This is a genomic window from Ensifer sp. BR816, from assembly GCF_000378985.1.
Taxonomy (GTDB): domain Bacteria; phylum Pseudomonadota; class Alphaproteobacteria; order Rhizobiales; family Rhizobiaceae; genus Sinorhizobium.
In genome coordinates this window covers 2595841-2607896 of sequence record NZ_KB905370.1, presented here as the reverse complement: position 1 = coordinate 2607896, position 12056 = coordinate 2595841, and the positions used below count along the sequence as shown (strand labels likewise).

The 12056-nt window shown below is 63.6% G+C and carries 12 protein-coding genes; 1 reads left to right on the top strand and 11 read right to left on the bottom strand.

What is annotated here, in order from left to right:
• Nucleotides 1-61 precede the first annotated feature (61 nt).
• The 4 genes from fghA to RHIBR816_RS0112635 form a co-directional block, all read right to left on the bottom strand.
• Nucleotides 62-895 (bottom strand): S-formylglutathione hydrolase, encoded by an 834-nt coding sequence (gene fghA, locus RHIBR816_RS0112650; protein WP_018236917.1) that lies wholly within the window; start codon nt 893-895, stop codon nt 62-64.
• A gap of 79 nt (nt 896-974) precedes the next feature.
• Nucleotides 975-1880, bottom strand: a complete 906-nt coding sequence (locus RHIBR816_RS0112645; RefSeq protein ID WP_018236916.1) for an ABC transporter substrate-binding protein — start codon at nt 1878-1880, stop codon at nt 975-977.
• A 29-nt stretch (nt 1881-1909) separates the two neighbouring features.
• Nucleotides 1910-2935, bottom strand: a complete 1026-nt coding sequence (locus RHIBR816_RS0112640; protein WP_018236915.1) for an amidohydrolase family protein — start codon at nt 2933-2935, stop codon at nt 1910-1912.
• On the bottom strand, nt 2935-4125 hold the full coding sequence (locus RHIBR816_RS0112635; RefSeq protein WP_018236914.1) for a cytochrome P450: 1191 nt from the start codon (nt 4123-4125) through the stop codon (nt 2935-2937). The genes RHIBR816_RS0112640 and RHIBR816_RS0112635 overlap by 1 nt, the downstream gene beginning before the upstream one ends.
• 411 nt (nt 4126-4536) lie before the next feature.
• Here RHIBR816_RS0112635 and RHIBR816_RS0112630 point away from each other — a divergent pair, with 411 nt between their 5' ends.
• Nucleotides 4537-5646, top strand: a complete 1110-nt coding sequence (locus RHIBR816_RS0112630; RefSeq protein WP_018236913.1) for an alcohol dehydrogenase catalytic domain-containing protein — start codon at nt 4537-4539, stop codon at nt 5644-5646.
• Nucleotides 5647-6063: 417 nt separating this feature from the next.
• Here the strand turns inward: RHIBR816_RS0112630 and RHIBR816_RS0112625 are convergent, their stop codons facing one another.
• The 7 genes from RHIBR816_RS0112625 to RHIBR816_RS0112595 all read right to left on the bottom strand — a co-directional run bounded on the left by RHIBR816_RS0112625 (nt 6064) and on the right by RHIBR816_RS0112595 (nt 11934).
• On the bottom strand, nt 6064-7464 hold the full coding sequence (locus tag RHIBR816_RS0112625) for an NAD(P)(+) transhydrogenase (Re/Si-specific) subunit beta (protein ID WP_018236911.1): 1401 nt from the start codon (nt 7462-7464) through the stop codon (nt 6064-6066).
• Between the two features lie 9 nt (nt 7465-7473).
• The gene (locus tag RHIBR816_RS0112620; RefSeq protein ID WP_018236910.1) at nt 7474-7884 is read right to left on the bottom strand and encodes an NAD(P) transhydrogenase subunit alpha; all 411 of its coding nucleotides are present in this window, start codon (nt 7882-7884) and stop codon (nt 7474-7476) included.
• Nucleotides 7885-9033: a Re/Si-specific NAD(P)(+) transhydrogenase subunit alpha gene (locus RHIBR816_RS0112615; RefSeq protein ID WP_026186922.1), complete on the bottom strand. Its 1149-nt coding sequence runs from the start codon at nt 9031-9033 to the stop codon at nt 7885-7887.
• Nucleotides 9034-9085: 52 nt separating this feature from the next.
• Entirely contained in the window at nt 9086-9403 is a 318-nt protein-coding gene (locus RHIBR816_RS0112610) for a 2Fe-2S iron-sulfur cluster-binding protein (protein ID WP_018236908.1), read from the bottom strand.
• Nucleotides 9404-9428: 25 nt separating this feature from the next.
• Nucleotides 9429-10643 carry an NAD(P)/FAD-dependent oxidoreductase gene (locus tag RHIBR816_RS0112605; RefSeq protein WP_018236907.1) on the bottom strand — a complete coding sequence of 405 codons (1215 nt, stop codon included), beginning with the start codon at nt 10641-10643 and terminating at the stop codon, nt 9429-9431.
• Nucleotides 10644-10712: 69 nt separating this feature from the next.
• On the bottom strand, nt 10713-11270 hold the full coding sequence (locus RHIBR816_RS0112600) for a cupin domain-containing protein (protein ID WP_018236906.1): 558 nt from the start codon (nt 11268-11270) through the stop codon (nt 10713-10715).
• Entirely contained in the window at nt 11260-11934 is a 675-nt protein-coding gene (locus RHIBR816_RS0112595) for a 4-carboxy-4-hydroxy-2-oxoadipate aldolase/oxaloacetate decarboxylase (protein ID WP_018236905.1), read from the bottom strand. Before RHIBR816_RS0112595 ends, RHIBR816_RS0112600 begins: the two co-directional genes overlap by 11 nt.
• Nucleotides 11935-12056 lie beyond the last annotated feature (122 nt).

The following is a 12056-nucleotide window of genomic DNA, read 5'->3' as shown; positions in this document are numbered from 1 at the left end:
TATTAAGTATCTAGTCTCCGAGTTTGTCAATTCCCTTTGGCTCACGGACGAAAAGCGCGCCTCAGCCGAGCCTTTCGGCGTGCCACTTCAGGTGATCGTCCATGAAGGTCGAAATGAAGTAATAGGAATGGTCGTAGCGCTCGTGCATGCGAAGCGTGAGACCGATGCCGGTGCCCTTCACCGCCTCTTCGAAGAGCCACGGGCGCAAGCCGTTTTCGAGGAAGCTATCCGCCTTGCCCTGGTCGACCAGGAATTCCGGGAAGCGCGCCCCGTCCTGGACGAGAGCGCAGGCGTCGTATTTTCGCCAGGCGGCCTTATCGGAGCCGAGATATTTCTCGAAGGCGCCGACCGACCAGTCGGCGGACGACGGCGCGACGATCGGGGCGAAGGCCGAGCAGCTCCTGAAGCGCCCGGGGTTCTTGAGCGCGATGGTCATCGTGCCGTGGCCGCCCATCGAATGGCCGAAGATCCCCTGGCGGTCCATGTCGACACGGAACTGCTCGCGGATCAGGGCCGGCAGTTCCTCGGTGATGTAGCTGTACATCTGGTAGTGCTCGGCCCAGGGCTCCTCCGTCGCATCGAGATAGAAGCCGGCGCCCTTGCCCATCTGCCAGTTGGTGAGCTCGTCCGGCACGTCGGCCCCGCGCGGGCTGGTATCCGGGCAGACGACGATCAGCCCGAGCTCCGAAGCCATGCGGCGGTACTCGCCCTTTTCCATCACATTGGCATGGGTGCAGGTGAGGCCGGAGAGATACCAGAGCACGGGGCGCGGCCCGCGCGTCGCCTGCGGCGGCACGTAGACGGCGAAGGTCATTTCGCCCTTGCAGGCCTTGGAGTCATGGGCGAAGACGCCCTGCATGCCGCCGAAGGCGGTGTTCTGCGAGATGATTTTCATGGAACCTCCTGAAGGGGTCGGGCGTCGAACACTTCACCGCACCCTTCCATCTGCCGCGCAACGCCCGGCCTGCACCGCGTCAGGCAAACGCCCTCTCGAGATAGGAAGCATCGAAGACGCCGGCCGCCGACCGGCGATGGTCCTCGTCCAGCAGCCTGGCGCGGATCATCAGGTCGATGGTGGTTTCAAGCGCCCTGTCGGGGATGGCGAGTCCGTTCGGCCACATGCCCATGTCGCGCATATAACGCAAGCCGCGGAGTGCAAGTTCGGCATCATCCGGGACGGTGATGCGCTCGAAGATCGGCAGGGCGATACTTTCCTTGGAAGGATCGTTGGTGATCCGGTAAGCCTCGACAAGCGCCTTCAGGAGCTTGCGCACCGTCTCGCCGTTGGCTTCGAGCCAGCTCGTTCTGGCGATGAGCGCGGCAAAGACGATTTCCGGAATGGCGTCGTTGACTTCGCCGATGAGATTGTAACCCGCCGCTTCCGCAATGAAGTTCCAGGGGGCCGGCTGCGGGGCGCAATCGATGTCTCCCGCCTGAAGCGCTTCCCACCGGCTTGTGTGAACGCCTGCAAGCACGAATTCATAGTCGCCCGGATATCTCAGCCCCTCGCGGGAAAGCAGCATCTGCGTGTAGATTGCCGTTCCTTCGGTCAGCGACGAGGTGCCGATTTTCTTGCCCTTGAGCCCGGCGATCGACCCGATCGCCGGCCCCGCGACGAGCGACATCGGCAGGCGGTTCGAGTTAGACGCAACGACGCGGAGCTCACCGCCCTTGACGTAGTTCGAGACAGCCCCTTCCGGCGGCGTGATCGCCAGATCTGCCGCCCCTTCGACGACCGCGGTCGTGGCCTTGTCGACGCTGCCCATGCGCAGATATTCGATCTTCAGACCGTGCTTCTCGAATAGGCCCTGATCCTCGGCCACGAAGACCGGCAGCCAGTTGAACCCCTGGGCACCGCCCGCCAATTTGACGATTGTCATGAACGTTCCTCCAATATAGCGGCGGCGAACTAGCGGTTCTGCGCCGTGAGCCTTTTATCGAGCAAGGGATAGACGCGTCGCGCATTGCCCTCGAAAATCGCGTGCCTGTCGTCGGCGCTCAGGGCGAGCGCGTCGATATAACGCTTGGTGTCGTCGAAGCTGTGCCCCGTCTCTGGATCCACCGCCTTCACGGCGCCGAGCAGTTCCGAGCCAAACAGGATGTTCTTCTTGTCGACCACCCGGAACAGAGTGTCGATGCCGGCCTGGTGATAGACGCATGTGTCGAAGAACAGGTTGTTCATCAGGTGCTCGGCAAGCGGTGGCTTCTCCAGCATGATCGACAGACCCCGGTATCGGCCCCAGTGATAGGGCGCCGCACCGCCGCCGTGCGGGATGATCAGGCGCAGCTCCGGGTGCCGTTCGAAAAGGTCCCCCTGGATGAGCTGCATGAACACGGCCGTGTCGCCATTGATGTAGTGGGCGCCGGTCGTGTGCAGACAGCGCTCGCACGAGCCCGACACGTGGATCATCGCCGGCACGTCGAGCGCGACCATTGCCTCCCACAGAGGATCCCACCACGCGTCGTAGACCGGCGGTGCACTCCACCGGCCGCCGGAAGGGTCCGGATTGAGATTGCAACCGACGAAGCCCTGATCGACGCAGCGCTCGAGCTCGGCAATGACCGCCTGCAGGTTACCGTCGACCGTCTGCGGCAACTGGCACACGCCGGCGAAATTCTCTGGAAACATGTCGACGATACGTTTGACATTGTCGTTGGAGATACGCGCCCACTCGCCGGCGATCTCCGTATTGCCGATATGATGCCCCATGCCGGAAGCACGCGGACTGATCACCGTCAGATCCGAGCCGCGCTCCTTCTGGAGTCGCAACTGGTTGGCCTCGATGATCGCGACCAGCTCCTCGTCGGATATGCCCGGATAGATCGGCCGTTCGCTCGCGCTGCCCTCCGCATAGGCGACCTGAGCCTTGCGGAAGTCATGGTGTTTCAGCGGCTCGGTGGTGAAGTGGCCATGACAATCGATGATAAGGGTCATCACGCATCCCACTTCGCGGGAAGAACGTTCACGCCGCGGAAGCGCCAACCCTTGGCCTTGATTTCCTGATCGGGGTCGAGACGCAGGTTCGGCAATTGCTTGAAAGCCTCTTCCAGCGCGATCTCGCCCATGGCGCGCGACAGGAAATGTCCCGAGCAGAAATGCGGACGGAAGCCGAAGGAGACGTGCTGCTTCTTCTTGCGGAACATGTCGAACTGGTCGGGATTGTCGAAGCGCGCTTCGTCGCGGTTCGCGGAACCCATGACGATCGCCACGGATGACCCCGCAGGTATCGTCGTGCCGGCGATCTCGAAATCTTCCCTGGCGACGCGCGGCGTCACGCCGATCGGCGCGATCCAGCGCAGGCCCTCGTCGAAAGCCTTCAGCGCATAGGCGGACGGATCTTCCGCCATGACCCTGGCCTGCTCCGGATTCGATAGCAGCCCGGCGCAGGCGTTTGCGGCCGCATGTCCAGGCTCCTGCAGGCCGCCGAGGATGATAACGCGCATGGTCGGCGAAATCTCTTCCAGGCTGCGCGCCGTGCCCTCCGGCATGCCGCCATGCATGACGTGGCTCAATAGCGTATTATTGGGCTTTGAAAGCGCCGCGTCATAGAGCGCGCCAAGCTGGTTGTCGATGTCCTCTAGAGCGGCGTCGAGCCGATCCCAGACGGCCTGATCGTTGGAGACGTTCTGGAGGCCCAGCGCCATGGCGTGGAACCATTCCACCAGATTATCGTTCGACGTTCCCGTCAACCCGATGAAGTCGCCGATGCAGCGCACCGAAATCGGCTCGAAAAGCTCGGTCGTGAGGTTCGCTTCGCCCTTCGGCTTGAGCTCGTCGAGGAACCGCTGCACGACAGGCCGGGTGAGACGCTCGACATAGGATCGCACGCGCTCCTGCGTGAGATTGAGGTCGATCCCTTCGCGCAGGCAAGCATGCTCCTCGCCTGACATGGTCAGGACATTCGGCATGCCCATGACGCGCGCTTCGGGCCGGTCCGACGCCCCCGACGGCCCGAAGATCTTGTCGTTCGCCCCGACCGTTCGGCAATCCTCGTAGCGCGTGACGAAGTACTCGTTGGTCCCCTCGAAGAAGGCGACCGGAGCTTCTTTGCGTAGTCGCGCGTAGACCGGATAGGGATCGCTGTAGAGATTCGTTCCCGTCAATGCAGACGCGTCGTTTGCCATTTTTATCCTCCCACAGAAAAACCGCTCAGACGCCAGCGCCGGACTCGGCGCCACTCCTTCCGTCTGACGGGACAGTTTCCAGTCGACCTCGAGACGCCGCGCACCTCAGGGCATTCGCATACCATTTGGATTTCAGATACTCATTAGTATTCCAGTTTTATATCTGTGTCAACGCGCAGAATCGACCAGACTCGCCCGACGTCGAAATCTCGGGGTTTGAACTGCATCCGGCGCACAGAAAATCCCCGCATCTCGTTCCCTGCGGTTCGGCTGAGCTTCTCACTCGCCGCACCGCCTCGGCGGGTACGGATATCCGGCGCAGGGCGCTTGCACTTTAGGATACCCTCTGGTATTTAGAAACTGTGCGGTATTTAACCGCTGCATGAATGTCAAACGAACTGGGAGGAAGTCATGGCGCAGACGATGCGCGCCGCGCGGCTGCACGCGGTCGGCGAACCGATGAGCATAGATCAGGTGGAGAGGCCGATTGCATCCGGTACGGACGTCGTCGTCCAAGTGAAGGCCTGCGGCATGGTGCCAAACCTCGGCAATGTGCTTGCGAACTGGGAAACGTGGTACCCGCAGATGCCGTTGCCGCCGCGACCTGCAATCCACGGCCTCGATCCTTCGGGCATCGTCCATCACGTCGGCGAGCAGGTCGTCTCGCTGAAGCCGGGGGACCGGGTCTACGTCAACCCGGGCCGCTTCTGCGGAGCCTGCCACGCCTGCTCCTCGGGCCATCCTCAGGCCTGCCAGCATTGGACGCTCGGCGGCTATTTCGGCTACAACCCGAAGAGCCTGGAAATGTTCAAGCGCTACTCCTATGGCGGATTTTGCGAATACATGCTGGCGCCGCAGGCGCAAATCGTCAAAATCCCGGAGAACATGTCCTATGTCCAGGGTTCGCGGATGGGCTATCTCGGCACGTCTTACGCGGCCCTGAAGAAATGCGGGCCGTTGATGGGGCGTTCTCTGATCATCAACGGCGCCACCGGAACGCTCGGCGTCGGCGCGACGATCTTCGCCTTGGCGATGGGCATCGGCAAGATCTACGCGGTCGCACGCGGCGACGAATTGCTCGCCCGTCTGAAGGCGCTTGCGCCGGACAGGATCGAGACCTTCTCCAACCGGACGGGCTCGAGCGCCGAGTTCGTCAGAGCCAAGACCAATGGTGTCGGTGCAGATCTGATGCTCGACACGCTCGGCGCCAAGGCACCGCTCGAGTCGATGCTCGACGCGATGAAAGGCGTGCGACGAGGCGGCCGGATCGTCAATATCGGCGGTACGGCCGGCGATCTGCCCGTCGATGTGAAGTGGTGGATGGATGAGCAGATGGCGCTGATCGGCTCGGTCTGGTTCACCGCCGCCGAAGGGATGGAAATCGCCGCCATGGTGGAGAGCAGGGTCATCGATCTCTCGGTCATGGAAGCCATGGTCTGGCCGCTCGAAAAGATCAACGAGGCGATTTCCGGCGTCACCAAGGGAGACGGCGGTTTCACCTACTACGCCGTGACGATCTAGCGCGGCACGCCGGCAGCGGCTGGTAACCAGCAGCCGCCGTGATCTTCGGAGCACGTTGCCGATCCAGGCTCAGGAACCATGGAACCCGCCCGGTCCTCCGGGCGGGTTTTGCTTATCTCAGCGACCGCAAAGTCCTCTGCAGCCCTCAACTCGCATTGGGCCGTATTTGACCCGTCACCTGCAGCACATCATCTTGGCGGACGATACCGCTCTATGGGAACGCGGCATCGCGGGCGCGCGTGCGGTCATCCGCATCGCATCCATACCGCTATCGGCGCTTGACTGCGCCTGTACCCTGAGATTGAAGCGGGCTCATACGCAGGCGGAATTGGCTTCACCGCTTGCATGACGGCTGAAAACGCGAATGCCCGCCTGGGTGAGGCGCGCATTCAGATCGAAAAAATACGGCGTCACGCCTCAGTGGTTGATCGCCTTGACGATCTCCTCAGTGACCTTCTTGGCGTCGCCAAGCAGCATCATCGTGCCGTCCTTGTAAAACAGCGTGTTGTCGATGCCGGCATAGCCGGAGCCGAGCGAGCGCTTGACGAACAGGCAGGTCTTGGCCTTGTCGACGTCAAGGATCGGCATGCCGTAGATCGGCGAGGTCTTGTCGTCGCGCGCCGCCGGATTGGTGACGTCGTTGGCGCCGATGACATAGGCGACGTCGGCCTGGGCGAATTCCGAGTTGATGTCCTCGAGCTCGAACACCTCGTCATAGGGGACATTCGCCTCGGCCAGCAGCACGTTCATGTGGCCGGGCATGCGGCCGGCGACCGGATGGATCGCGTACTTGACCTCGACGCCGGCCGCCTTCAGCTGGTCGCCCATTTCCCTGAGCGCATGCTGCGCCTGCGCCACCGCCATGCCGTAGCCGGGCACGATGATCACCTTCGAGGCGTTCGCCATCAGGAAGGCAGCGTCGTCGGCCGAACCCTGCTTGACCGTGCGCTGGACGCCGTCGTCGCCGCCGGCCGCGGCCGTCTCGCCGCCGAAGCCGCCGAGAATCACCGAGATGAACGAACGGTTCATGCCCTTGCACATGATGTAGGAAAGGATCGCACCGGAGGAGCCGACCAGCGCCCCGGTGATGATCAGCGCCAGGTTGCCGAGCGTGAAGCCGATGCCGGCCGCCGCCCAGCCGGAATAGGAGTTGAGCATCGACACCACCACGGGCATGTCGGCGCCGCCGATCGGGATGATGATCAACACGCCGAGGACGAGCGACAGAAGGACGATCAGCCAGAACACCGTGGTGCTCTCGGTGAAGACCAGCATGATCACCAGCGCGACGAGTGCCGCCGCAAGGCCGGCATTGACGAGGTGGCGTGCCGGCAACAGGATCGGCTTGCCGGACATGCGGCCATCGAGCTTCAGGAAGGCGATGACCGAGCCGGTGAAGGTGATCGCGCCGATGGCCACACCCAGCGACATTTCGACCAGCGCCTGCGAATGGATGTCGCCGATGGTGCCGATGCCGAAGCTCTCCGGCGCGTACATCGCCGCGGCCGCCACCATCACGGCGGCGAGGCCGACCAGCGAGTGGAAGGCGGCGACGAGCTGCGGCATCGCGGTCATGGCGATGCGCCGCGCGATGACGGCGCCGACACCGCCGCCGATGGCAAGGCCGACGACGATCATGACAAAGCCGCCGAACGACGGCAGGGCGAGCAACAGCGTCGTGACGATGGCGATACCCATCCCGATCATGCCGTAAGCGTTGCCCCTGCGGCTGGTGGTCGGATGCGACAGGCCGCGCAGCGCCGTGATGAACAGCACGCCGGAGACGAGATAGAGGAAGGCTGCGAAGTTAGCGTTCATCGGCCCGCCTCACTTGTCTTTTTTCTTGTACATGGCGAGCATGCGCTGGGTGACCAGGAAGCCGCCGAAGATGTTGACCGCGGCCAGCACCAGGGCGACGAAGCCGAAGCCGGTGGCAAGCCCGGAGGCGGAGATGCCGACCGCCAAGAGCGCGCCGACGACGATCACCGAGGAGATCGCATTGGTGACCGCCATCAAGGGCGTGTGCAGCGCCGGCGTCACCGACCAGACGACGTAGTAGCCGACGAAGATCGCCAGCACGAAGATCGCCAGCCGGAAGACGAACGGATCGATCGCCCCGCCGGTGGCGCCATGCGCCACCGCGCCGGCCGCGTCCGGCACGTATTCGGCCGCCGTCCTGACCGCCTCGACCGCCCGTTCGAGGTCGGTCAGCGCCTTGTCCAACAGTTCGTTCGCCATTTACTTGTCCCCCCCATTCGCGCCGCCAAAGGCCGGATGCACCACGGCGCCGCCGTGGGTCAGCGCCGTCGCCTTGACGAGCTCGTCGTCCATGTTCAGCGCCAGCGCCTTCGTCTCCTTCGAGACCATCGTCTCCAGGAAGGTGACGAGGTTCTTGGCATAGAGCAGCGAGGCGGAGGCGGCGATGCGGCCCGGCACGTTCAGATGGCCGACGACCTTGACGCCGCCGAGTTCGACGACCTGACCGGCTTCGGCGCCTTCGACATTGCCGCCGCGCTCGACGGCGAGGTCGACGACGACCGAGCCGGGCTTCATGGCATCCAGCATCGCGCGGCTGACGAGGCGCGGCGCCGGCCGGCCGGGGATCAGCGCCGTGGTGATGACGATGTCCTGCTTGGCGATGTGCTCGGCGACGAGCGCCGCCTGCTTGACCTGGTATTCCTTCGACATTTCCTTGGCATAGCCGCCGGCCGTCTCGGCCGCCTTGAACTCGTCGTCCTCGACGGCGATGAACTTGGCGCCGAGCGAGGCGACCTGCTCCTTTGCCGCGGGACGGACGTCGGTGGCCGAGACCATGGCGCCCAAACGCCGCGCCGTGGCGATCGCCTGCAGGCCGGCGACGCCGGCGCCCATGACGAACACCTTCGCCGCCGGCACCGTGCCGGCCGCGGTCATCATCATCGGCAGGGCCCGGTCGTATTCGTGGGACGCATCGATCACCGCCTGGTAGCCGGCAAGATTCGCCTGGCTGGACAGGACGTCCATCGATTGCGCGCGGGTGATGCGCGGCATCAGTTCCATGGCAAAGGCGGTCAAGCCCGCTTGCGCCATCCCGGCGATCGCTTCCTCGTTGCCATAGGGATCCATGATGGCGATGACGATGGCGCCGGATCGGTAGCCGGCAATTTCCTCGGCCGTCGGCCGGCGCACCTTGAGGATGACGTCGGCGCTCCCGGCATCGGCGGCGCTGCCGATCCGGGCGCCGGCCTTCTCGAATTCCTGATCCGGCATGCGCGCCCGCGCGCCCGCGCCGGCTTCGACGACGACGTCGAAACCGAGCGACTTCAGCTTCTTGACGCTGTCGACAGAACCAGCGACGCGCGGTTCGTCGGGACTGCTTTCCCTTGGAATGTACAAACTCAAACTCACCGCCACCTACCTCCGGCCGGACTGATCACTGAATCGATTTCTGCGCGACTGTTCAGTCTTCCGGCGCCAGCGTGATGATCATGCCGGCAAGCTCCGGCGTGAACGGAATCTGGCAGGAGAGCCGCGATTGCGGCCGGCGATGGTCCGAACTGTCGAGCAAGTCGTCTTCGTCCACGGAGAGCGACGGCAGATGCGGCTGGACGTCGTCGTCGACATAGATGTGGCAGGTGGCGCACGAACAGCAGCCCCCGCAAAGCGCCAGCAATTCGTCCACTCCTGCGTCGCGAATATGCTCCATCAACGAGATGCCGGCCCGCCCTTCGACGGAGACGACCTGTCCGTTTCGCGAGATCACTGTAAAGTTCGACATTTCACCCTCCCATTCGCTTTCTTACTCATGCAGCCAACAGAGATTTCAACCTGATGCCGCTGTTGGCCAGCACCTCGGCGCTGACTCGCGCGCCTCTTTCGACCAGCATCCGACCCTCGACGTAGTCTCTGGCGGAGTTGATGCAGTCCAAGGCGATCACCGCGCCGGCCTTCAGATAGATGAGGCTGAAGCTGCGCGCTGCCGGATCGCCGCGGACGATCGTCTCGTCGAAGCCGACGGAAAGCCCGACCGTCTGAAGCCGCAGGTCGTATTGGTTCGACCAGAACCAGGGTGTCGCCCTGTAGGGCGTCAGCTCTCCGCAAAGGGTCCTTGCCACCGCCATCGCCTGGTCATGGGCGTTCTGCACCGACTCGATCCGCAGCCCATGCGCGCTCGTGACCCGGGCGCAGTCGCCGATCGCGAAGATGTCCGGCAAGCTGGTACGGCAATATTCATCGACGTCGATACCATTGCATCCAGCCGCTCCGGCCCCGATCAGCGGGTCCACACAAGGCACTATGCCGATGCCGACGATGGCGATATCCGCCGGAAGCGTCTCGCCATCCTGCAGCACCACGCCAGTCAGGCGCCCTTCGCTGCCGATGAAGCCTGCAACACCGGCCTTGAGCCGGATTTCAACGCCATGGTCGCGATGCTCCTGCTCGTAGAACCTCGAGAGCGGCTCGGCGGCCACACGGGCCAGCACCCGATCCAAGGCTTCAAGCACGACGACCGACTTTCCGAGATTCGTCAGGGCGGCCGCAGCCTCGAGGCCCACATAGCCCCCTCCGATCACGACGACGCGTCGGGCATCCGCCAGGTCGCCGACGAGCCCGTCGACGTCCGCTCGATTCCTGATGGTATGGATTCCGGAGAGGTCATGTCCCGGAGAACTCAGGCGACGGGCACGCCCCCCAGCGGCCCAGATAAGGTGGCCGTAGCTGAAAGTCGCCCCACCGGCACAGACGACCTGTTTCTCCTCCGCGGCAATCTCGATCACCTTTTTGCCCAGCAACAGGTCGATATTGCGCGATGCCCAGAACTCCGGCGGCCGGATGAGGATGCGCTCGAAAGTCTTGCTGCCGAGCAGATAGTCCTTGGACAGGGGCGGACGTTCATAGGGCGGATCCTGCTCCTCGCCGAGGAGCCCGATCCTGCCTTCAAAACCATGTTGACGGAGTGATGTCGCCGCCTGGGCGCCACCGTGTCCGCTGCCAACTATCAGGCAATCGTAGTGCATCGCGCCCTCCTCCGGCCGCGTTAATTGCGGGTAGTTCTTGCTTCCACTGTTAAGGTTGCGCGCCCCAGCTCAGGTCCGCCCGGCCCCAATCAGGACGAAAGCCATCGTTGCCGGCGCCGTTCCCTTGTTTCGCCAGGCGTGGCGCGTGCCGCACTGGATCGCCACGTCGCCTTGGCTGAGATGCACCTCAGCCCCGTCATCGAGCTCCAGCCAGATCTCGCCGTCGAGAACGATGTCGTAGTCGATCGAATCCGTCGTGTGCATGCCGGGATTTTCACGCTCGAAGCGTTCTGCAAGGCCCGGCAGATGCAGGCGCTGCTCGGCGTCCGCCGCCGCCGGGTCGAAGGACGGATCGGCCATCACCGAGTCCGGCGGGAAGCGAACGATCATCAGGCGCGTCTCGCCGACCGAAGGGGTAATCCGGACATCGGGCAAGGCAGGGTCCGAGCCGTCCAGCGGCAATTCCGGACGGGCCTGCGTCGCCCAGCAGACCGACGTCATGAAACCGGGAATCGACGCGTGCAGGTGCGCGTTCGGCACGAGGCCGTCGCTGACGAAAACGGAGCGACCATTTCGGATGCCGGTGACAACCCGCCGCGGCAAGCCTGAATTGCTGTCAGTCGACATAGACGAGACCCTCCGCCAGAAGCTTCGGGCGCATGTTGTTTACGTCGAGGCTGAGCTCTCCCGCCGCGTAGCGCAGGCGCTTCTCCTCTTCCATCTGCTCCCGTTGACGCCCCTTCTCGAGCACTTCTGCCGCGTTGTCAGCAGGCACGACGCAGACACCGTCGTCATCGGCAACGATGACGTCTCCGGGTCGGACCAGGCAGCCGGCACAGACGACCGGAACCTGGACATTGGCCAATGTCGCCTTGACGGTTCCCTGCGCGAAGATCGCCTTCGACCAGACCGGAAACTGCATTTCCGTAAGCACCGCGATGTCGCGCACACCCGCATCGATGATGAGGGCGCCAATGCCGAGCGCCTTGGCGGACGTCGCCAGGAGGTCGCCGAAATAGCCGTCGTCGCAGGGCGAAGTCGGGGCGACGACCAGGATGTCGCCGGGGCGCGCCTGCTCGAGCGCTACGTGGATCATCCAGTTGTCGCCGGGCGCGACCTCGCAGGTCAATGCGTTGCCGGAAAGCTTCGCGGGACGGTAGATCGGGCGCATGTAGGGGGCGAGCAACCCTCGCCGGCCCTGCGCTTCATGAACCGTCGCAACGCCGAGTTCGCCAAGGCCGCGGACAATCGCCTCGTCGGTCCGTTTTGTGTTTCGCACTACCTTCGCCATGACGTTCCTCCCGCGGCGGTCGCAGCGACCATCAACGCAATATGTCGATCGTCCCTGCCGTTATCAGATACTAAATAGTATCTGAATTCTAATTGGAATGTCAATACTCGTCATCATGGGAA

Coding starts and splice junctions, on each gene's coding strand:
- RHIBR816_RS0112620 (WP_018236910.1), bottom strand. CDS start 7,884: ATGGCGAACGAACTGTTGGACAAGGCGCTGACCGACCTCGAACGGGCG.
- RHIBR816_RS0112600 (WP_018236906.1), bottom strand. CDS start 11,270: ATGTCGACTGACAGCAATTCAGGCTTGCCGCGGCGGGTTGTCACCGGC.
- RHIBR816_RS0112610 (WP_018236908.1), bottom strand. CDS start 9,403: ATGTCGAACTTTACAGTGATCTCGCGAAACGGACAGGTCGTCTCCGTC.
- RHIBR816_RS0112625 (WP_018236911.1), bottom strand. CDS start 7,464: ATGAACGCTAACTTCGCAGCCTTCCTCTATCTCGTCTCCGGCGTGCTG.
- RHIBR816_RS0112595 (WP_018236905.1), bottom strand. CDS start 11,934: ATGGCGAAGGTAGTGCGAAACACAAAACGGACCGACGAGGCGATTGTC.
- RHIBR816_RS0112645 (WP_018236916.1), bottom strand. CDS start 1,880: ATGACAATCGTCAAATTGGCGGGCGGTGCCCAGGGGTTCAACTGGCTG.
- fghA (WP_018236917.1), bottom strand. CDS start 895: ATGAAAATCATCTCGCAGAACACCGCCTTCGGCGGCATGCAGGGCGTC.
- RHIBR816_RS0112640 (WP_018236915.1), bottom strand. CDS start 2,935: ATGACCCTTATCATCGATTGTCATGGCCACTTCACCACCGAGCCGCTG.
- RHIBR816_RS0112605 (WP_018236907.1), bottom strand. CDS start 10,643: ATGCACTACGATTGCCTGATAGTTGGCAGCGGACACGGTGGCGCCCAG.
- RHIBR816_RS0112630 (WP_018236913.1), top strand. CDS start 4,537: ATGGCGCAGACGATGCGCGCCGCGCGGCTGCACGCGGTCGGCGAACCG.
- RHIBR816_RS0112635 (WP_018236914.1), bottom strand. CDS start 4,125: ATGGCAAACGACGCGTCTGCATTGACGGGAACGAATCTCTACAGCGAT.